The sequence below is a fragment of the Vibrio minamisatsumaniensis genome, assembly GCF_050337445.1.
GTDB lineage: Bacteria > Pseudomonadota > Gammaproteobacteria > Enterobacterales > Vibrionaceae > Vibrio > Vibrio artabrorum.
On sequence record NZ_JAKJSY010000043.1, the window covers coordinates 17,319 to 38,814 of the forward strand.

The 21,496-nt window shown below is 43.8% G+C and carries 15 protein-coding genes and 1 pseudogene; 8 read left to right on the forward strand and 8 right to left on the reverse strand.

From position 1 onward, the window contains the following. Window positions 1-205: 205 nt before the first annotated feature. The 3 genes and pseudogenes from adhE to L4B77_RS11245 form a co-directional block, all read right to left on the reverse strand. Window positions 206-2,891 (reverse strand): annotated as a pseudogene (gene adhE, locus L4B77_RS11235) (bifunctional acetaldehyde-CoA/alcohol dehydrogenase). A gap of 254 nt (window positions 2,892-3,145) precedes the next feature. Continuing rightward, complete coding sequence (locus L4B77_RS11240) at window positions 3,146-4,027, reverse strand: LysR family transcriptional regulator (protein ID WP_429750479.1); 882 nt, start codon at window positions 4,025-4,027, stop codon at window positions 3,146-3,148. A gap of 77 nt (window positions 4,028-4,104) precedes the next feature. Continuing rightward, complete coding sequence (locus tag L4B77_RS11245) at window positions 4,105-5,547, reverse strand: sugar porter family MFS transporter (protein WP_429750481.1); 1,443 nt, start codon at window positions 5,545-5,547, stop codon at window positions 4,105-4,107. 558 nt (window positions 5,548-6,105) lie between these two features. On the opposite strand from L4B77_RS11245, the gene iolE reads away from it, so the two are divergent. The 7 genes from iolE (at window position 6,106) to L4B77_RS11280 (ending at window position 14,064) form a co-directional block, all read left to right on the forward strand. Further along, window positions 6,106-6,999, forward strand: a complete 894-nt coding sequence (gene iolE, locus L4B77_RS11250; RefSeq protein ID WP_017111570.1) for a myo-inosose-2 dehydratase — start codon at window positions 6,106-6,108, stop codon at window positions 6,997-6,999. A gap of 114 nt (window positions 7,000-7,113) precedes the next feature. Further along, window positions 7,114-8,985, forward strand: a complete 1,872-nt coding sequence (gene iolD / locus L4B77_RS11255) for a 3D-(3,5/4)-trihydroxycyclohexane-1,2-dione acylhydrolase (decyclizing) (protein WP_429750483.1) — start codon at window positions 7,114-7,116, stop codon at window positions 8,983-8,985. Between the two features lie 88 nt (window positions 8,986-9,073). Continuing rightward, entirely contained in the window at window positions 9,074-10,252 is a 1,179-nt protein-coding gene (locus tag L4B77_RS11260; protein WP_102282116.1) for a Gfo/Idh/MocA family protein, read from the forward strand. Window positions 10,253-10,261: 9 nt separating this feature from the next. Then, window positions 10,262-11,248: a 5-dehydro-2-deoxygluconokinase gene (gene iolC / locus L4B77_RS11265; protein ID WP_429750486.1), complete on the forward strand. Its 987-nt coding sequence runs from the start codon at window positions 10,262-10,264 to the stop codon at window positions 11,246-11,248. 180 nt (window positions 11,249-11,428) lie between these two features. Further along, entirely contained in the window at window positions 11,429-12,301 is an 873-nt protein-coding gene (locus L4B77_RS11270) for a 5-deoxy-glucuronate isomerase (protein ID WP_429750488.1), read from the forward strand. 14 nt (window positions 12,302-12,315) lie between these two features. Beyond that, window positions 12,316-13,143 (forward strand): class II fructose-bisphosphate aldolase, encoded by an 828-nt coding sequence (locus tag L4B77_RS11275; protein ID WP_429750490.1) that lies wholly within the window; start codon window positions 12,316-12,318, stop codon window positions 13,141-13,143. Window positions 13,144-13,218: 75 nt separating this feature from the next. Next, on the forward strand, window positions 13,219-14,064 hold the full coding sequence (locus L4B77_RS11280) for a MurR/RpiR family transcriptional regulator (RefSeq protein ID WP_017111576.1): 846 nt from the start codon (window positions 13,219-13,221) through the stop codon (window positions 14,062-14,064). Window positions 14,065-14,219: 155 nt separating this feature from the next. Here L4B77_RS11280 and L4B77_RS11285 read toward each other — a convergent pair whose 3' ends face one another. Continuing rightward, a complete protein-coding gene (locus L4B77_RS11285; RefSeq protein WP_429750493.1) occupies window positions 14,220-15,047 on the reverse strand; it encodes a sugar phosphate isomerase/epimerase family protein in 828 nt (275 codons plus the stop codon). Between the two features lie 371 nt (window positions 15,048-15,418). Between L4B77_RS11285 and iolG the strand changes: the two genes are divergently transcribed. Next, on the forward strand, window positions 15,419-16,405 hold the full coding sequence (gene iolG, locus L4B77_RS11290) for an inositol 2-dehydrogenase (RefSeq protein ID WP_429750495.1): 987 nt from the start codon (window positions 15,419-15,421) through the stop codon (window positions 16,403-16,405). A 65-nt stretch (window positions 16,406-16,470) separates the two neighbouring features. Here the strand turns inward: iolG and L4B77_RS11295 are convergent, their stop codons facing one another. From L4B77_RS11295 to L4B77_RS11310, 4 genes are all read right to left on the reverse strand, one after another. Continuing rightward, window positions 16,471-17,304: a MurR/RpiR family transcriptional regulator gene (locus tag L4B77_RS11295; protein WP_429750497.1), complete on the reverse strand. Its 834-nt coding sequence runs from the start codon at window positions 17,302-17,304 to the stop codon at window positions 16,471-16,473. Between the two features lie 328 nt (window positions 17,305-17,632). After that, a complete protein-coding gene (locus L4B77_RS11300; RefSeq protein ID WP_394609921.1) occupies window positions 17,633-18,649 on the reverse strand; it encodes an ABC transporter permease in 1,017 nt (338 codons plus the stop codon). 38 nt (window positions 18,650-18,687) lie between these two features. Then, window positions 18,688-20,181, reverse strand: a complete 1,494-nt coding sequence (locus L4B77_RS11305) for a sugar ABC transporter ATP-binding protein (RefSeq protein WP_151407745.1) — start codon at window positions 20,179-20,181, stop codon at window positions 18,688-18,690. A gap of 81 nt (window positions 20,182-20,262) precedes the next feature. Continuing rightward, on the reverse strand, window positions 20,263-21,276 hold the full coding sequence (locus tag L4B77_RS11310; RefSeq protein ID WP_429750500.1) for a sugar ABC transporter substrate-binding protein: 1,014 nt from the start codon (window positions 21,274-21,276) through the stop codon (window positions 20,263-20,265). Between the last annotated feature and the right edge of the window lie 220 nt (window positions 21,277-21,496).

Sequence of the window (21,496 nt, forward strand, 5' to 3'; positions counted from 1 at the left end):
GCCCCTTTTCTTGTTAGTATTTTTACTCATTCACATTCTGTTAATGTGGGCTTGCCTTACGATAGCTAATAACAAAAGTCTCTAAAGAGGGGGCAGAATTAAATGATCTACTACAATCCATCATGATATGAACTGATACTACTAAGTTAAAGCCCATAGAAAAACCAATAATCTATGGGCATAGAGTTTATGATGCTACGTTGTATTAAACTTGAACAAGTTCTTTGTTTTCAGGCTTGGTTTTTTTAACAATACCTTTTTTATCTACGTTCATTTCTAAAGGCGTTTCTAAGTATTTTGAACCGTAGAAGGAAGCACTTAGAACATCACGTAGCTCAGTAATTAGAGGGTAACGTGGGTTCGCACCTGTACACTGGTCATCAAACGCTTCAACCGCTAGCTCATCTAGTTTCGCAACGAAGTCAGACTCGTTAACACCCGCAGCTTGAATAGATAGTGGGATGTCTAGTTCAACTTTTAGCTCTTCTAACCAAGTCAGTAGACGTTCAATCTTCTGAGCAGTACGGTCACCAGCTTGGCTTAGGCCTAGGTGGTCAGTAACTTCAGCGTAACGACGACGTGCTTGTGGACGGTCGTACTGAGAGAATGCAGTCTGCTTAGTTGGGTTATCGTTCGCGTTGTAACGTACAACGTTTGAGATAAGTAGTGCGTTAGCAAGACCGTGTGGTAGGTGGAACTCAGCACCAATTTTGTGAGCCATTGAGTGACACACACCTAGGAATGCGTTCGCAAATGCTACACCAGCGATAGTTGCTGCGTTGTGTACTTTCTCACGAGCGATTGGGTCAGCCGCACCATTTTTGTAGCTTGATGGTAGGTATTCTTTAAGCATCTTAAGTGCTTGAAGAGCTTGACCGTCTGAGTACTCGTTCGCTAGAACAGATACGTAAGCTTCAAGAGCGTGAGTTACTGCATCGTAACCACCGAACGCTGTTAGAGACTTAGGCATGTTCATAACTAGGTTCGCATCAACGATAGCCATGTTTGGCGTGATTTCGTAATCAGCTAGTGGGTATTTAGCACCCGTCTTGTCGTCTGTAACAACAGCGAATGGAGTAACCTCTGAACCCGTACCTGAAGTTGTAGTGATACATACAAGCTCAGCTTTTTGACCCATTTTAGGGAACTTGTAGATACGTTTACGGATGTCCATAAAGCGCATTGCTAGTTCTTCGAAGTGAGTTTCTGGGTGCTCGTACATAACCCACATGATCTTAGCAGCATCCATTGGAGAACCGCCACCTAGAGCAAGGATTACGTCAGGTTGGAAGCTCTTCATTGCTTCAGCGCCTTTCTCAACAACAGATAGCGTTGGATCCGCTTCTACGTCGAAGAAAGTTTGAACTTCGATGCCTTGTGCTTTAAGCAGGCTAACTACGTCATCTGCGTAACCGTTGTTGAATAGGAAACGGTCAGTTACTAGGAATGCGCGTTTCTTACCTTCTAGGTCGCCAAGAGCGATTGGAAGGCTACCACGACGGAAGTAGATAGACTTAGGTAGTTTGTGCCACAACATGTTTTCAGCTCGCTTCGCTACAGTTTTCTTGTTGATAAGGTGCTTAGGACCTACGTTCTCAGAGATAGAGTTACCACCCCATGAACCACAACCAAGAGTTAGAGAAGGTGCAACGTTGAAGTTGTACAGGTCACCGATACCACCGTGAGTAGTAGGGATGTTGATTAGGATACGAGCCGTCTTCATCTTGTCACCGAAGTAACGAATACGATCTGCGTTTACGTCTTGGTTAGTGTAAAGACCAGACGTGTGACCGATACCGCCGATTTCAACCATCGTTACCGCTTGAGCAACAGCGTCTTCGAAATCGTCTGCGCGGAATAGACCTAGAGTTGGAGACAGTTTCTCGTGAGCGAATTCGTCATCGTAAGAAACTTTACCAAGGCCTTCACCTACAAGAACTTTTGTATCCGCAGGAACTTTAACACCCGCCATTTCAGCGATTGCTGGAGCAGGTTGACCTACGATTTTCGCGTTTAGCGCGCCGTCGATAAGCAGTACTTTACGTACTTTATCAGCGTCTGCTTTAGATAGTACGTGAGCTTTGTGAGAAGCGAAACGCTCTTTAACTTCGTCGTATACTTCATCAACTACGATTGCAGCTTGCTCAGAAGCACATACTACGCCGTTATCGAATGTTTTAGACATAAGAATAGATGCTACAGCACGTTTGATGTCAGCTGTTTCATCGATAACAACAGGAACGTTACCAGCACCAACACCGATAGCAGGTTTACCAGAAGAGTATGCTGCTTTAACCATGCCTGGACCACCAGTAGCTAGGATAAGCGCGATACCGTCGTGCTTCATAAGCGCGTTAGAAAGCTCTACAGATGGTTGGTCGATCCAACCGATGATGTCTTTTGGTGCGCCCGCTTTAACAGCCGCATCTAAAACAAGTTTAGCAGCGTCGTTAGTAGAGTTCTTTGCACGTGGGTGTGGCGAGAAGATGATGCCGTTACGTGTCTTAAGAGAAATTAGAGATTTGAAGATTGCTGTAGAAGTTGGGTTCGTTGTTGGAACGATACCACAGATGATACCTACAGGCTCAGCGATAGTCATTGTGCCTAGGCTGTCATCTTCTTCTAAGATGCCACATGTTTTTTCGTCTTTGTATTTGTTGTAGATAAATTCAGATGCAAAGTGGTTTTTTGATAACCTTATCTTCAACAATACCCATTCCAGATTCAGCAACTGCTTGTTGTGCAAGTGGGATACGAGCGTGGTTAGCAGCAAGAGAAGCTGCACGGAAGATTGCGTCTACTTTCTCTTGAGAGAATGTTGCAAATTCTTCTTGTGCTGCTTTAACGCGTGCTACCAGAGCATCTAGTTCAGTTATATTAGTTACAGGCATTTTTAGCCTCCGATCTTAGTTAAAGGTTGTATTAAATTCGGAAATATAGTGGCAATATTTACCCCATTATTCTATCGTTGCTTTTATATTTCATAGATTAAGAGATATTGTATTAATTAGTTGATAATTAAGATATAGACATAAAATCAAAGCCTCTTTGCATATATGCAAATGAGGTGTTTAATTGGATTAAAGAGAGTGATTTATTTAAGGGATTTAACCTTTAAAAACTTATACACGGAATATGTGCCTCTTTAGGCTAAAAGGTAGTCTTTAAAATGAATGGCGACGGCAGAGGCGTTAGTTGGTGGGTGATAATAAATATTCAAGCTCCAAATACTAGTATCAAAGTCATTTAGAATCGCGACAATTTCACCTTGTTTAATGTAATCGTCGACTAAAAATAAAGGTAAGTAGGCAATGCCTGCGCCATTTAATGTTGCCTGTAGCAGCAAGTCGCTATCATTGACCTCTAGTGACTTAGGTACCTTTATTATTTGGCATTCATTATTTTGGTGAAATACCCAGTCATTACTACCAGTCAGGGTAGTGGCAAATAGACACTGGTGGTTTGTTAACTCACTAGGGGCGGCCGGCGTTGTATGTCTTGTTAGATATTCAGGTGAGGCTACGACTACAAATGGGCTTTGCATAACTTCACGGCGTACTAGGTGTAGGTCTCGCTCTCGGTACCCTTGATAAGTCGCATTCGCGCTGATCGTAATATCGCTGTCCGCAGCATGATCGAGTGCCCAAGGAGTGATGTTGAGATTAAACGTGACATTTGGGTTGGTCGTTAAGTATTGGCCTATTTTTTTCATAAGGAAGTGGTTTGCAAACACCGGTGTACAGATAATATCGATATGGCCTTTATCGTGCTGCTGATAATCTTGCATGCTCCGTACGACTGCTTCCGAGCGATCAACGATAAGCGAGAAATCATTGAATAGCTTTTGACCCGCAGGGGTCGGCTTCAAAAGACGGTTGTTACGTCGATAGAGGGGCATACCAAATTTTTGCTCCAGCTCTTGTAACCATCGGCTGCCAGCAGAAACTGAGATATTAAGTTTTCGAGCGGCTGCTGAGATCGAACCGGTGCGTACGACATAAATGAAGAACGCCATTTTATCTAACATCTACCCACCTTTGTGATTAATAAAAAAGAAAACAGGCTATGTATTGAAATAGCCTGTTATTGCGTTACTTATGTGATTTAAACCGTTGCTTTAGTCGTTTTGACTGGCGCTTTTTTACCCAGTTTTTTAGCCATGACTTTTTCCATATCTTCAAGGCTGACCCCTTTTGTTTCAGGAACATATTTCACAACGACCACCATACAAATCAGTGATAGTGCCGCGAATACCCAGAAAGCAAAGGCGCCATTAAAGTTCTCTTTCAGGTATGGGTTTTCGTTAAGCATTGGGAAGCTTTGGGTCACAATGAAACCAGTAAACCATTGTGCTCCAACGGCGATTGCCATTGCTCTTGAACGAATGCTATTCGGGAATATTTCAGAAATCATGGTCCAGCATGCACAACCCCAAGATGTAGCGTAAGCGACAACATACAAACACAGCGCAAACAATGCTGCATAACCTTCCGTTCCGGTATAGAGCACATATCCAACAATAGTCATTCCAAGTGCACAACCCAGAGTTCCGTATTTCATGAGCGGCAGGCGACCAACTTTGTCGATTAAGTACATACCTAATCCGTTACCAAGAATGAACACCACACCTACAAATGTCGTTTGGAACAACGCGTTCTCAGTTCCACCAGCTATAGGCTTTAAGATTTCTGGGGTGTAATACATGATGACGTTGATACCAGTAAGTTGCTGTGCTGCCGCGACAAATGTACCAATGACAAGGATTGAAAAAAGAAGAGGGGAACGTAAGCTGATTTTGCTGTTTTTGGATGCGTTCGCTGGAACTAAAGATTTTTGTATCTCTAGGATCACTCTGTCTGCATGTTCTGGGTTGGAAATTCGAGAGAGTGTCTCTTTTGCTTTACCTATTTGCCCCTTGAGTACTAACCAACGTGGGGATTCAGGAATCATGATTAATAGGCAACCGAATAATGTCGCTGGCAATACTTCAGAAGCCAACATCCAGCGCCATCCCACATCAACTAACCAAGCTTCGGACATCCCTTTCGCAATTAGATAGTTAACGTAGAACACGCCAGTTTGACCTATAACAGCGGATTGCTGGAACATACTGACCGCTCGACCGCGAAAATCTTTTGGGGCAACCTCTGACATGTACATTGGGGAAACTACACAAGCGATACCAACTGCCACACCACCGACGATTCTGAGTAACACATAGATGGTAAATGTAGGTGCGATAGCGGAACCGATGGCGGATATGATAAACAACACAGCAGATAAGAAGAGTGCACTTCGACGACCATATTTTAGGGCAACAGTTCCTGCAGATACAGCACCTATAATACTTCCCAACACTACACTGGATACTGCCCAGCCAGTTTGAGCGGGCGTTAAACCAAAATGCTCTCTGATTGGTCCAATTGCCCCTGATATTACCGCGGTATCATAACCGAGCAAGATTCCCCCAAGTGCAGCGATACAACAAATTCTAACTATGTAAGCGATATTATGTTTGTGAGACTGTGTCCCATTATTAGGTGACATTACATACTCCTTTGTATTGTCCAAACACTCTCTTAACCATCAAATAAGGTCGTGCTGGGCGATGATTCGATACCCAATGAATGTAGGGTTAGAGTATCGAATTAATAGCTCGCCAATGAATTTAGTAATAATAATAAATAGATTTGATAAATATTTTTCATTTTAGCGATGTTGAGAATCATAATAGCTCAGAATGACTAGGGCTATTAAATTAATGCCTCTTTGGTCAATAATGTTAATCTGATCAAGGTGTGGGAAATATTTTTCAAATGCATTAATTTTGTTAAGTCATTGTTTTTAATTGCATTAAATTGATTGTGATCTGTGTCATTATTTTCTCGAAACCCCCGTAAACACTCGATTTTTCCATATAATTTTAAAAATTAAAAACAAATTTGCCAAATGAAAAATATTTTTCATTTGGTTCGGTTTGGATTATATTGAATCTCAGTGAAGCAAACCTGTTTGGCCAAAATATCGATCAGATGCAATGAACCTATCTAATTGAAATTTTACTGGCCTAAGTAAAAYTAAATATAAAAATTTTGGAGTACGACCATGAGCAAAGTTCAATACGGAATTAGCCCTTTAACTTGGACAAATGATGACATGCCAGAACTGGGTGGTGAGATCCCGTTAGAGACGTGTTTGAGCGAAATGTCTGAGTCTGGCTTTACTGGTACCGAGCTAGGCACTAAATACCCGAGAGATCCAGAAACTCTTATTCCATTGTTGAAAAATCACAACCTAGTATTGGCATCTGGTTGGTTCAGCGGAAATTTGATGACATTAACTGCAGAAGAAGAAATTGCGGAAATGCAAGGTCATATCTTACTGCTCAAAGCCGCTGGTTGTAAGGCGATGGTTTACGGTGAGGTCAGCAATACTGTGCATGGCGACATCAGTAAGCCGTTGTCATCTCGTGTGATTTTGACTGAAGAAGAGTGGAAAACTTACGCTGAAAAACTAACTACTGTTGCTGATTACCTGTTGAACAAGCATGACATCAAGCTTTCATTCCATCATCACGTGGGAACGATTGTTGAAACGGAAGAAGATATCAATCGTTTGATGGAAGCGACCGGTGACTCTGTTTATCTGACACTAGATACCGGTCACATCACTTACGGGGGGGGGAACCCTGTGAATGTTATTGAGCGTTGGGGCCACCGTATCGGTCATATGCATTTTAAAGACCTTCGTATTGAAGTGATGAACGCAGCTCGTGATGCTGATAAATCATTCTTAAACGCCGTGCTTGATGGGGTATTCACGGTTCCAGGTACGGGTGATGTGAATTACGACGATGTGTTTGCCGCACTTAAAGCGCGTAATTACGAAGGTTGGCTATTGGTAGAAGCGGAACAAGATCCAGCGAAAGCACATCCGCTTACGTTTGCAAAAACGGCATACGAGAACATTACCGGTTACGCGAATAAATACGGCTTGTAATTAAAAATGGCTTATTGAAGGGCAATCCCAACAATAAGCCAGAGTCGACACATGGACAATACGTAATTGGCAAGGTAACGCGCCAATTACGTATAAGAACGATCGAGGAAGAAGATGAAAACTGTACGCCTAACCGTTGCTGAAGCCTTAGCTAAATATCTTGCAGCGCAGAAAATTGTAGTCGATGGAAAAGAAGAGCAATTATTTGGTGCTGCTTTCGCCATTTTTGGTCACGGTAATGTGACATGTTTTGGTCAACAGCTAAAAAACATCGAAGAACAAATCCCCACATGGCGTGGTCAAAATGAGCAATCAATGGCCACGGCCGCGATTGCTTATGCTAAGGCCAACAAACGTCAACGTATTGGCATTGCAACAAGCTCAATTGGCCCTGGTGCGACAAACATGGTCACAGCGGCGGGTATTGCTCACACGAACCGACTCCCTTTATTACTTATTTCTGGTGATGCTTACGTTAGCCGTCTGCCAGACCCAGTATTGCAACAGCCGGAAAACTTTGAAGACCCATCGGTCACCTCTAACGACGCATTCAAGCCGCTTACTCGTTATTGGGACCGTGTGTTGTCACCCTCTCAGTTAATGCATACGCTACCTCAAGCGCTTGATACCATGCTTGACCCAGCAACCTGTGGCCCTGTTTTCCTTGGCTTGCCGCAAGATGTTCAAGGGATGGCCTACGATTTCCCTGAAATATTTTTCGCTGAAAAATTCCACCGCATCCGTCGTCCTGAGCCGGAAATGATTGTGTTAGAAGAAGCGAAAGCGATACTCACACAAGCGAAAAAACCACTGATTATTTCAGGCGGTGGCGTTCATTATTCACTCGCCACCGACGAACTTGCCGCGTTTGCTGCGAAGCACAACATCCCAGTGGTCGAAACCATTGCTGGTCGCGCAACGATGTTGCAAGACAATCCATTGAACGCTGGCCCGATAGGTGTCACTGGTTCAAATTCAGCTAACCATATGGCTAACGAAGCTGATGTCGTACTTGCGATTGGTACACGTTTACAAGATTTCACTACGGGATCTTGGAGCGTATTTAAAAATCCAGAAATGCAGCTAATTAGTATTAACGTGGCCAAATTTGATGCGATTAAGCATCGCTCTCATCCAGTTATTGGTGATGCGAAAACCAGTATGACGAAACTATCTGGTCTTTTGGCTGACTGGCGATCAGGTGATGAGTGGTCTTCAAAAGCGAAAGTAGAAGCTGATGAGTGGAAGGCGTTAGTCCAACGTCGTACTCACCCACAAGCCGGTGAATTGCTTGAAGGTACTTCTTCTTATGCTGAAGTGATTGGCAAGCTGAACCGTAGTATGGAAGAGGGCGATACAGTCTTGACTGCCGCCGGCGGATTGCCTGCTGAACTGTCTATGAACTGGCAGAATTACCAAATTGGTAAGTTTGATATCGACTTTGGCTACTCGTGTATGGGTTATGAGATCGCAGGTGGCTGGGGGGCGAAAATTGCCAACCCAAACAGTGATGTTGTGGTTCTTGTTGGTGATGGTTCGTACCTCATTCAAAACTCAGATATCTACTCGTCGGTTTTGACTGGACACAAAATGATCGTTGTTGTTTGTGACAATGGCGGCTTCGCTGTTATCAACAAGCTTCAGAACAATACAGGTAATGAATCATTTAATAACCTTCTAGAAGATTGTCGTCGCCCTGACGGAGAGTTAGCTCGTGTTGATTTTGCTAAGCATGCAGAAGCACAAGGTGCAATCAGCGAAAAGTTGACCTCAATTACCGATTTTGATGCTGCATTCGCAAGAGCGAAAGAAGCTGACCGTACCTACGTTATCGTTGTGGACATTGACCCAGTATCTCCCGCGGCCTGGTCGAAATGTGATTGCTGGTGGGAAGTAGGGCTTCCTGAGGTTACGCGTAACGAAGAGACCGCAAAGAAAGTCGCTGATTGGGAAGAGGGCCGTGCGGCTCAGCGTCGCGGTGTTTAATCAAGAATATTCAAAATTAAAATCACAATAACTTTAACCACAGATACATCACTCAATTAGTCGATGTATCAGGTAACGGAGCAAGATTATGTTTAATGAAGAACGTCGTTTTGAACAACCTCTACGCTGGGCAATGATCGGTGGTGGACGTGGTAGTCAGATTGGTTACTCACACCGTAACGCAGCACAACGAGATGGACTTTTTAAGCTTGTTGCTGGCGCTTTTGATTTAGATGCTGAGCGTTGCAGAGATTTTGGAACCAACTTGGGATTAGACCCTGATCGTTGTTATGCAAACTACAAAGAGATGTTTGCAGCAGAAGCACAGCGTGAAGATGGTATTCAAGCCGTGTCTATTGCGACGCCAAATTCTACACACTATGAAATCTGTAAGGCGGCACTCGAAGCAAACCTTCATGTTGTTTGTGAAAAACCTATCACATTTACATCAGAAGAAGCGGAAGAGTTAAAAGTTATCGCTGAGCAAAACAATCGAGTGATTGGCGTGATGTATGGCTACAGCGGTTTCCCTATGGTTCAGCAAGCTCGTGAAATGGTACAGCGTGGTGATTTAGGTGACATCCGCGTTATCAATATGCAGTTTGCTCATGGTTTTCATAACGAAGAGTACGAACTTAACGATCCAGGCTTGAAATGGCGTGTGAGCCCTGAAGTTTCAGGTCCAACGTATGTACTGGGTGATATCGGTACGCATGCATTTTACTTGTGTGAAGTGATGACTGGCCTTGAAGTCGATCGTTTAGCGTGTATGCGTCAGAGCTTTATTAAATCACGTACACCGTTAGAAGATAACGCACACGTAATGATGGAATTCAAAGGCGGCGCAGTAGGCACGCTTTGGGCTTCTGCGGTGAATGCTGGCTCTATGCACCAACAAAAAATCAGAATCGTAGGCTCTAAAGCATCAATTGAGTGGTGGGATGAGCAACCAAACCAACTGCGCTTAGAAGTGCAAGGTGAGCCATCGCGTATTCTTGAGCGTGGTATGGGGTACTTGCACCAAGATGCGCCTGGCGTTGCTGTGAATCGCGTGGGCGGTGGTCATGCGGAAGGCTACTTCGAGTCTTGGGCGAACCTTTATCATCGTTTCGCGCTTGCGTTTGATGCGGCAGACCGTGACGACCAGCAAGCGCTATCTGATATTTGGTTCCCTGGTATTGATGCGGGCATCGAAGGTGTTCGTTTATGTGAAAAGTGCGTGGAGTCTGCGGACCAAAACGCTGCTTGGGTTGAATACAGCAGATAGGAACTGACTATGACAAAGATTGCACTTCCAAAAGATCGCAAGCTGGATGCCATCGTATTAGGCCGAGCTGGCGTTGATCTCTATGCTCGCGAATTCAATACGGACATGGCTGATATTTCAGGCTTTAACAAATTCGTTGGCGGTTCTGCAGCAAATATCGCAGTAGCAGTTAGTCGTTTGGGTGGTAGGACAGGCTTTATTGGTTGCGTGGCAAATGACGCGTTTGGTGACTACGTAAAAGGTTACATGCAAGAGCAGGGTATCAACCTTGACGGAATGATGACTGATGACACAGGTTCTCGAACTTCTGTTGCATTTACCGAGATGAAGCCAAGCGACTGTACAGTTCTGATTTATAGAAACAACGCATCAGACTTAACCATAAAACCAGAACAGGTGAGCGCAGATTACATCGCGAGTTCCAAGACTTTGGTTGTAACGGGTACTGCACTTTCTGAGAGTCCAAGCCGTGAAGCTACGCTCATTGCTATGGAACATGCTCGTAGATCGGGCACTATCGTGATTCTTGATGTGGATTACCGTCCATATTCTTGGCGCACAGATGTCGATGCGTCCATTTATTACGGTATCGCTGCGGGGCTATCTGACATTGTTATCGGCAATCGTGAAGAGTTCGACATGATGGAAACGGTTCTGGCACCGTGCAATCAAGATGATGACCAAACGGCAGAACGATTTCTACGTGAAAACACTCAAGTGGTTGTGATTAAGGCTGGAGAGCTTGGTTCTAAAGTGTATTGCAAAGATGGCTATAAATTTGAGCAAGGCATATTTAGAGTGAAAGCAAACAAACCGTTTGGCTCTGGTGATTCATTTGCAGGTGGACTGATTTGGACCTTGGTTAACGGCGGTGAATTAGAGGATGGTGTTCGTCATGGAACCGCGGCAGCCGCCATTAACGTGAGCGGTACTAGTTGTACGGAAGCTATGCCAACAAAAGAACAGTTGCTCGACTTTGTAGAGAGTAGAGCATAACGATTTGGGCTTGAACCTTCATTGATTAAGAGGGTGTAAGCCAGCCGGGTCGGTATTTTTATAGTAATAAGACACTATGAATTGCAACCATCTCGCCCCGGCATTTTTGTCCGTTATGAATGAAACAATAAAAATTATGTTGAGTGGCGAAGACGACTCAACGACAGAGGAGAAAGAAGTATGGGTAAGCATATACCCCCGTTCAACAACCAAAATCAGCCGATTGTCGATGTGAATGATGACGTCACCCCACTTTGTTATTTTAACCAAGTACGCTTGAGCCAAAGTGAGCAACACATTCATACCGTTGAAGGTTATGAGTCTGTCGTCGTGCTTGCGGGTGGCACATGCTGCATTACCGTCAGTAACGGCAGTGATGAACCGCAAGTGTTTGACAATATTGGTAAGCGCCGTACGGTTTGGGACGGTGAGCCTGAATCTATTTATGTACCGCTTGGCTATTCAGCGACCATTGATTGTGTAAGTGAAAGTGCAGATGTGATGATTGCAGGTGGTAAATTTGATGCCTCATTAGAACCGTTCTGCGTTCGTGCTGATGAAGTTGAAATGGTTCAATACGGCTCAGATGATACAAAAACACATCGTAAGATCAAACATGTGCTTGGGCAAAGTAACGCAGACAAACGTGGCCGTTTACTTGTCAGTGAGCTATTTACGGTTGGCGCTGGCGGTTGGTCGGGTTTTCCTCCTCATAAACATGATGAAGACCGCATCAAAGAAGATGGCAGCAAAGAGACATTGTACGAAGAGGTGTATCAATTCCGTTTCAATCCTGATTTTGGTTTCGGCGCCCAGTTTTTATACGAGCATGAAGACGATTTTGGCCCTGTTTATCACGTTCGCACTGGCTCAGTAATTGCGATTGATAAAGGTTACCACCCGAGTGTTGCAGCGCCGGGCTATGAAATGTATTACTTCACTATCATCGTTGGGAAAACGTCTAAGTCTTTGATTCAGCACTTTGACCCTCATCATGAGTATCAGGTTGAAACCATTCCTGGCATCAAGGATATGATCGCCAAGTTTAAGTAAAAGAGGGAAACGTTATGTTGGTTAATTTAAACGATTTATTACCTGATGCTGCAGCGTCAAATTATTCAGTTCCCTGTTTTAATGTCTTTGGATTTGAAGATGCTCGCGCCGTTGTAGAGGCTGCGGAAGAAGTGAACAAAGCAGTCATCTTAGCGTGTAACAAAGATGTCGTTGACTTTTATGGGGTCGAAACGGCAGCGGCGATGTTTTTAGGTTTAGCGACTAAAAGCACAGTGCCAGTTTGTTTGCACCTCGATCACACCTATGAAGAAGACATTGTATATCGAGCATTAAAAGCGGGCTTTAGTTCGGTAATGTTCGATGGTTCTCAGCTTAGTCTAGAAGATAACATTGCTAGGACTCGCAAAGTTGCAGATGTTGCTCATGCATTGGGCGCTTCAGTCGAAGGTGAGATTGGCTCTGTACCGTACGATGAAGGTCGTGACCATATTAAAACGATTGATACCAGCCCAGCTGATGCAGCAAGATTTGCTCGCGAAAGTGGTGCTGATTGTGTTGCGATTTCTGTCGGGAATGTCCACCGTCTAACCGAACCAACATGCACTATTGATTTTGGCTTACTTGACCGTATTGCTGCCGAAGTGACGATACCATTGGTGATACATGGAGCCAGTGGCATTCGAGACGAGGATATGGCGAGACTCAAGCAAAGTCGTGTATCTAAGTTCAATATTGGCACCTGCTTACGTCAGGCCTTAGGTAACAACCTACGTGGCTATATGAATGATGAACCAGAGAAGTTTGATAGAATTTACTTCATGCAAAAAGCAATGCCGTACGTAAAAGATGAAGCTATTCGAAACTTCGAACTTTTATCTTAGAATTAATACCCCAGGTGTCAAAGCTTGGGGTATTATTGATTTATAAACCAATATTTAACGGGAAAGAAGTTAGGTATGGAAGTTGAAACTAACGAGATTGTACATGTGCCTAGTGATTTAGACTCTCTGAAAGAGTTGATCGTCAAACGCTATGACAACTTGAGTCAACGCTTACAGCAAGTCGCGGACTATGTGTTAGCCCAGCCTATGCTAGTTGCCGTTGAGACTATGGCGACCATTGCGGAACAAGCAAATGTCCCATTGTCGACATTAAGTCGATTTTCAAATGCGATGGGCTTTAGTGGGTTTAGCCAAATGCAGGCTCTGTTTAGAGACCAATATCTAAATAGACCTCGGGATTATAAAGACCGAGTGCGCAAAGCAAGAGACCAAGAAACATATCAACCAGAATCGCCAACCGCTATTTTTAATGATTACGGTGTCGCTAACGTTGAAGCGATAGAAAAATTACAAGTATCAGTTTCACCACAGAAGCTTGAAAGAGCCGTGAGCTTGATGGATCAAGCTGAAACGATATATATACAAGGGATGCGCCGAGCTTATCCGGTTGCTTTTTACCTTTGGTATGCTCTCATGAAGTCAGATAACAATGTTGTCTTACTTGATGATCATGGAGGGATGCTGACCCCTATGATCCGCAATATGAACGATAAAGACGTATTGCTTACTGTGACTTTTGCCCCTTATGCAATGGAAACCAGTAATGTCATTGAGTGTGCTCATGACCGAGGTGTTCCTATCATCGCGATCGCAGATAACCAGATGATGGCGCATGGCAGTAAGATGGACGTGTGTTTTGAAGTGGAAGAAGGGGAGGTGATGGGCTTTCGCTCATTGAGTTCTTCGATGTACCTAGCTCAAACATTAGCCGTTAGTTTGATGTGCCGTGAGATTAAATAGCGTTTACCTCAGAACGTTCTAAATAACACTAAAAAGCCGATAATTATCGGCTTTTTTAATGCTTGCGAAAAACCTAAAGAAAGTAACTGCCGAGCATAGAAAAAGCTACCGTATTGGTAGCTTTTTTTTGGCTCAGGATTGTTGGAGTGTTCTGGTTATGAGAACAAACGCTTCATTCCTGAAAGCATGCTGGTGGCTGTCTCGTAATGATCGCCTTCCCAAAGTTGATCATTAAGAAATTCACCAGAATAGAACCCGTCATACCCCGTACTTTGAATGGCTGATGTCCACTCCTGTAGTGGAATTTCTCCTTGGCCTAACAAGCAATTTCTAAGTTCTTTCTCATCGACCCAAGGCGCACCAACTTCAGGACGGTGTCCATCGGAAAGGTGAACATTGTAGATGAGCGATTTATCGATCTTTGCCATGTCTTCTGGTGTTGCTCCGCGACATGCCCAGAAGTGCCAAGTGTCGAGCTCAAAGCCAAAATTATCTCGGCTGACTGTATCGTGTAATTGATAATATTGCTCTAAGGTAGCAATGGGAGTCCATGCTGCACCTTCATATTGGAAGCGGATTCCATGCTCTTTTCCGATATCGGTTATATTACGGATGTTTTGAGCAGTAATGCGAATGTTATCTTCAACTGATAGGCCCGTCAGCGCCTCGAAAGCGTTTAATTGAATGGTTGGTGCACCAATGTCTTTGGCAAACTGACACAGAACCTCTGTGTCTTTAAACAACTGGTTTTGGGCTTCTTTGGTCGTACTCTCTACACTACCGATAATATCGATCGCAGAAGGCGTAATGTTGGCGTCATTCAACCTTGTTTTTAGGGCTTGGCTTGTTAAACCTGCATTGATGTATCGCCACAATTTTTCCGTATGAATTTCTAACCCGTCATAGCCTGTTTCTTTGGCCAAACGTATATCGCTGACGATATTATTGTGTAGTGAACACATCCCGTGTAGTGCATAGCGCATAAAGTAATCCTTTGTCAGTTGCCAAAAAGCTTGTGTTGTTGGCGTAGATGATCGCGTCAACACTATTGTTTCTTTTGTGATAAATATTTTCCATTACTATGTGTTCTATCTGTGATGTTAACTGAGTGAATTTAAGTTTGGCTATCTTATGGTCAATAATACGTAGATTTACGGTTTATGGCCATGTGAATTTAATGATAATATTTTTTYATTTTGTTGCTTTGGTTTGTGATTTACGTGTTCGGGAGTGACTAATTCAGGTAACAATAAATGGAATCTAAATTAGAAATCAGAGGGTCACGAATACGTGACTGTATTTAGCTACCGCTGTTTATTCATTTAGGCAGTAACTCTACGTCATGAGGGAAAATATGTTTAACATCGCTTTATTTGGTGCGGGACGCATTGGCAATGTTCACGCGGTTAATATTAATAATCATCCGAGAACAACCTTATATTCTATTGTCGATCCTTATGTGGAGGGAGCGAGTCAACTTGCAAGGCAGTACAACGCAAAGATTCAAACAATTGAAGAGGCTATGGCAGATCCTAATGTTCATGGGGTATGTATTGGTTCTGCAACCGATACTCACGCTGATTTCATTGAGTTAGCTGCAAAGAATGGTAAGACGATTTTATGTGAAAAACCTATCGATTTAGCATTGAGCCGTGTTCGTGATTGCCTAGGCGTGATTGAACAATATCCGGTTCCAATGCTTGTTGGCTTCAATCGCCGTTTTGACCCTCAGTTTCGCAAGCTAAAAACTCAGCTAGGTGCTGGTGTGATCGGTAAGGCAGAATCGTTGCTGATAACGTCTCGTGATCCTTCGCCACCGCCGGCACATTACGCTAAAGCTTCTGGTGGTATGTTTCGCGACATGAGCATCCACGATCTTGATATGGCGCGCTTTATTCTTGGAGAGGATCCAATTTCAATTATGGCACACGGTAGTTGTATGGTTGACCAAGCCATTGGTGAAGCCGGAGATATTGATACTGCTGTAATTGTCATGAACTTTCCATCCGGCGCGATTGCCACTATTTCAAACAGTCGTCGTTCTGGCTATGGCTATGATCAGCGAATTGAGCTGCATGGCGAAAAAGGCCTACTGCAAGCGGGTAATATAAAAGAGGACCTCGTGCAGCACTGGGGAGATAGTGGTTGTGTGAGCGCGAAACCGCAACATTTCTTTTTAGAGCGTTACGAACAAGCATACATCAATGAATGGGATCACTTTGTTGAGATTCTAGCGGGTGAAGCATCACCGCTTTGCAGCGGTAAAGATGGTGAGTTTGCTCTCGTGCTTGCTGAGGCGGCTCTGGAGTCTATGAAAACAGGGGCGACGGTCAAACTTTAGTCAATAGGTTTGTCGTTTTATCCGTTTGCTAGCTTCTTACTAGTTTATCAAGGCAGAACTTGGAATTAATCGAGTGCTCTGCCTTTTTTAAACGCAAGTGATACAGCCAAGGATTGCGCCAGGCACAGTGAAGCCGACTGTGATCGAAATGCATCGACGCTGGCCTCTTTAACGGTAAAGAACACGTCGCTGAATACCGACAGTGGGCTGACCTGGTTGTCGGTAATCACTATTTGCTTGGCGCCTGCTTTGGACGCTATTTCACACAACTTGATCGTTTCTTCTGCATATGGATTAAAGCTAATTGAGACAACCACGTCGTTTGGCCCAACCATACTGACCTGCTCTTCAAACATCCCGCCTAAGCCATCGATTAGGAATGCTCTACATTCGATGTGACGCAGTGCATACGTGAGGTATGACGCCACACTAAATGAGCGTCTAAGGCCAATCAGATAAATGTTATCGGCATGGTTCAGAACTTCGACTGCTTGTTTTAGCTTCTCTGGAGAGGTCAACTTCGCTAACTGCATCATTGCTTGTGAGTTGGCTTGAGCAAATTCGTACAAAATGTCTTCAGGTTCTTCTCGCAGGTTTTCATCGTTAAGCGCCTTAACTAGACGCGTGCGTTGAGTGTAGCTGGTGGTTTCTTCTACAAGATTTTGTCGAAATATCTGTTTTAATTCGTTGAAACCCTTAAATCCAAAGGCATTTGCAAAGCGAATGAGTGTCGAAGGTGGAACATCGGCTGCTTTGGCAATCACGGCAACGGTATCAAAGGCAATGCTGTTTGAGTTTTCGAGTACGTAATGCGCGACTTGTTGTAGCCTTTTGCTCAACGTACTGTGTTTTAAACGAATTTGGTTTTCTAGTTCGTTGAAATTCGTTGCAACATGCATAACACAACATCCTAAATTTAATGGAGAAAGAGGAGCGAATGTTACCTATATTACAGAGTAAATAGGTGATGTGAAGTTGAGTGGGTCTAAATGAAACATTTATTTCATTTGCTATGACACTGACACTGATGAAAACGATACGACAGTCGTGCGATAAATAAAAAAATGCCACGAGAGTGATGAACTTACGTGGCATGGAAAACCTCACTTGAGGACCCTACATTCAACTTTTTGTGTGAGCTATCTGTTGATGGCTTACATTATTTCTAAGTGCTTCTATTTATCAAATATGCGTTCTTAAGCATGATGACCGTAAATTATCTTATGGCTACTTACTTTTCTTCTGGCGTTTCATATCAAAAATGACGGCAACAACAATCACTAAGCCTTTTACTACTTGCTGCCAATAGGCTGATACATTGAGTAGGTCGAGTCCGTTTTGTAGGACGCCCATAATCATGGTACCTACGATCGTGCCTTGGATTGTTCCTATTCCGCCGGCGTGCGATACCCCACCAACAGTGGCAGCAGCAATAGCATCAAGCTCATACATGTTACCTAAGCCGGGTTGACCTGAGTTGATTCGAGCCGTCAAGATAAGCGCTGCAATACCAGCTAGTAGGCCAGCGTAAACGTAGACGAGAATTTTGTACTTGGTGACGTTGATCCCCGATACGTAAGCAGCTGTTTCGTTGCCGCCGATAGCGTAAGCATATTTGCCAAATCTGGTGTAGTTGAGGAGCATATAAGTGAACAATGCCATAACGAGGAATATCACCACAGGCACGGGGATCCCCGCAATGTTTCCTTGTCCTATCCATTGGTATGAATCGATTAGGCTACTGATAGGGCGACCGTCTGAATAGAGTAATGCAGCCCCACGAGCGATGATCATCATGCCCAGTGTAGCAATGAACGGAGGGATTCCTGTATAGGCGATGAGTGCGCCGTTAATCAACCCACAGAGTGCACCAACTCCTAATGCAACCAAAATCGGGACAATAACAGGCAGCTCAGGTAGGTTGGGGTACATTCTCATCCCCCAGTCAAGGGTCTGAGCTGTGCTGGCAGAGACTACGGCAGCTACCGCTAGCACTGAGCCGGAAGACAGATCGATTCCGCGAGTGATGATGATGATCGTTACACCTAGGGCGAGTAGACCAATACTGGCCATCTGAGTCATTACATTAAGTAAATTGGCAACGGTAAGGAATACCGGAGACAAAATACTCATGACGATACACATAGCGACAAAGACGACATAGATTGCGTATTTGGATAAAAAACGTGTTTTTTTGCCAGTTTCCGGCTGTTCCGAAGTGGCTTGAAGAAGTTTAGCTATCATAACTACTTTCCTTGATATGTTGGACTAGCTTATTGTTTCTAGTTGAATGCTAATGACATGACTTGTTGTTGTGAGGCTTCGTGACCGTCGAGTTCACCTTTGAATTGCCCATCATGCATGACGAGAATGCGGTCACTCATTCCAATGACTTCCGGTAACTCAGATGAAATCATGACAAGGCTTTTGCCCATACCGGTGAGAAGACGCATCAATTTGTAGATCTCCGATTTGGCACCCACATCGATGCCTCGAGTCGGCTCGTCGAGAAAGAGAATGTCTGGTTTCGTTAACATCCAACGCGCGAGTAATACTTTTTGTTGGTTGCCACCACTTAAATTATCAATGGCTTCAGACATCCCTGGCGTTTTTACTTTGAGAGTCGAACATTGCGTTGAGCAGTCTTTTTGCATTTTTCTTACATCAAGCAGGCTAACGACTTTATTGCGATAAGCATCAAGATGGGCGATGGAGGTGTTAGCGAAAATATCCAACATCAAGTAAAGCCCGGAGTGACGTCGGTCTTCTGTTAGAAAGGCCATTTTGTGATTGATGGCATCGGTTGGCGTTTTTATTTCTACTTGATCGCCGTTGATCCAAATTTCACCGACATCTTTTTGTCTTACGCCAAACAGAGTTTCAATCAATTCGGTGCGACCAGAGCCAACAAGGCCTGCAATGCCAAGAATTTCACCTTCATGCAGTTTGAAGCTGATGTCACTGAATTGCCCCTCAACAGTGAGGTTTCGGACGTCTAATCTGACTTTTCCTGGTTTGGCGGTGATCGGAGGATAAACATCGCCTAGGTTACGTCCTACCATCATGTGAACGAGTTCATCGTTATTAGTGGAAGATGCTTCTCTTTCGCCGATAAAGTTTCCATCTCGAAAGATAGTAATGTCGTCACAGATACGAAAGATCTCATCCATTTTGTGGCTTATATATACTACGGCCACACCCTGAGATTTCAGTAGTTCAATGATCTCAAATAGGTGGTCTACTTCTTTACCGGTAAGGGCTGAAGTCGGTTCATCCATGATGATGACCTTGGAGTGGTAAGAGATGGCCTTCGAAATCTCGATCATCTGCATTGTGGCTACCGTAAGCTCACTCATGGGCGTTCGAGGGTCGAGTTGTAGATCCAGTTTTTCTAATAGTTTGGTGGTGTCGCTATACATTTTACCGTGATCGATAAGGTTGAATGGTCCTTTGGTAGGCTCTCTACCTAGCCAAATGTTTTCTGCAATACTTCGGTGAAGTATTGGGGACAACTCTTGATGGATCATCGATATTCCGGCTTCAAGGGCATCTTTAGCACCACCGAAGTTCACAGGCTGACCTTGATAACGAATAGTGCCGTCATCTCTTTGATAAATACCAAAAAGAACTTTCATTAGGGTGGACTTTCCTGCGCCATTTTCACCCATTAAGGCCATGACACGACCCTCTTTTAATGTGAGTTGCACATTATCAAGGGCTTTCACTCCAGGGAATGACTTTGAGATTCCACGCATTTCTAGTAAGGCTTGACTCATATTTACTGCTCCGATTGAAATGTTCTATGCACTTAACCTTGTCAGTGGATTGGTACATAGAACATATGAGTGAAGAGGGCGTTAGCCTTGTTTAGCTTTGAATTCTTCGAGGTTGTCTTTGGTAACAAGCTCTGCAGGGATCCAAGTGATTTTCTCGCGAGGTTGATTCGTGATGCCACTGATTACCGCATCAATTGCGCCACGTGCTTGGCCACCCCCATCTTGGAATACAGTGGCATCAAGCGCCCCATTTTCAATTGCCATTAACCCATCAGGAGTTGCATCAACGCCTACAACAATCGTGTCATCTAGTTTTCCTGCAGCACGCAGAGCTTGAATTGCACCTAGCGCCATATCATCATTGTTGGCAATAATTACGTCGAGTTTGTCTCCTGAATTGATCCAGTTCTCCATTACTACCATTGCCTGCGAGCGTTGCCATAATGCGGTTTGCTTGCGGATGATGTTGAAATCAGGCTTGTCTTGGAAGTAATCTTCGACGCCTTCTGTACGGAGAATTGCAGCTTCAATTGTCATCATGCCCATCAAAATACCAATGTTGCCGCCTTCGATTTTATCTGCGACGTACTTAGCTTGTTCTTTGCCAAATTGCAGTTCTTCAGAACCGACATACGCCACACCTTCTGGTAAGTATGAAGGACGACGGTTGAGGTAAACGAGTTCAATCCCAGCGTCTAGAATCTTGTCTGTCATTGGTTGGGTCGCGTCAGTATTAACAGGAACTAAAATGATGCCGTCGACTTGTTGGATAATGAAGTTTTGAACTTGGCCAAGCTGTTTGACTGTGTCTTCTTTGGCATCGACAAAAATGAGTTCAACGTTGTCTTGTTTTTCAGCGTATGCCGTCATGGAGTCCTTCATATTTACAAGAAATGTATCGTCAAAGTTGGGAATTGCGACACCTATTGTGACGACATCACTTTTTGTCTCTTCACCACCACAGGCAACAAGACCAAGTAAGCCTATTGCAATGAATCCTGTTTTTACTCGTCTTGCTGTTGAGCTTTGGAAGAGAGTGGTTTTATGAGCAAAACGGCGTATGAATTTTGAAAATGTGTTGGTTATCGATGACATGTTATGTCTCCTTGTTGTTATCACTGCTTCTGCCAATCACAAGATATTTTGTGATTGAATCCCTAAGAACACTTCTATTTGTCTTAGAAATTTGGCAACTTTCATTCCTTTAAATAGGCGTTTTAAGCTTACTTCTTTAATGAAAAATATTTTTCATATTCGTTGTAGGTAACTATATATTTAGAATTTTAGTTTAGCTATTAGATATACTGCGCAATTG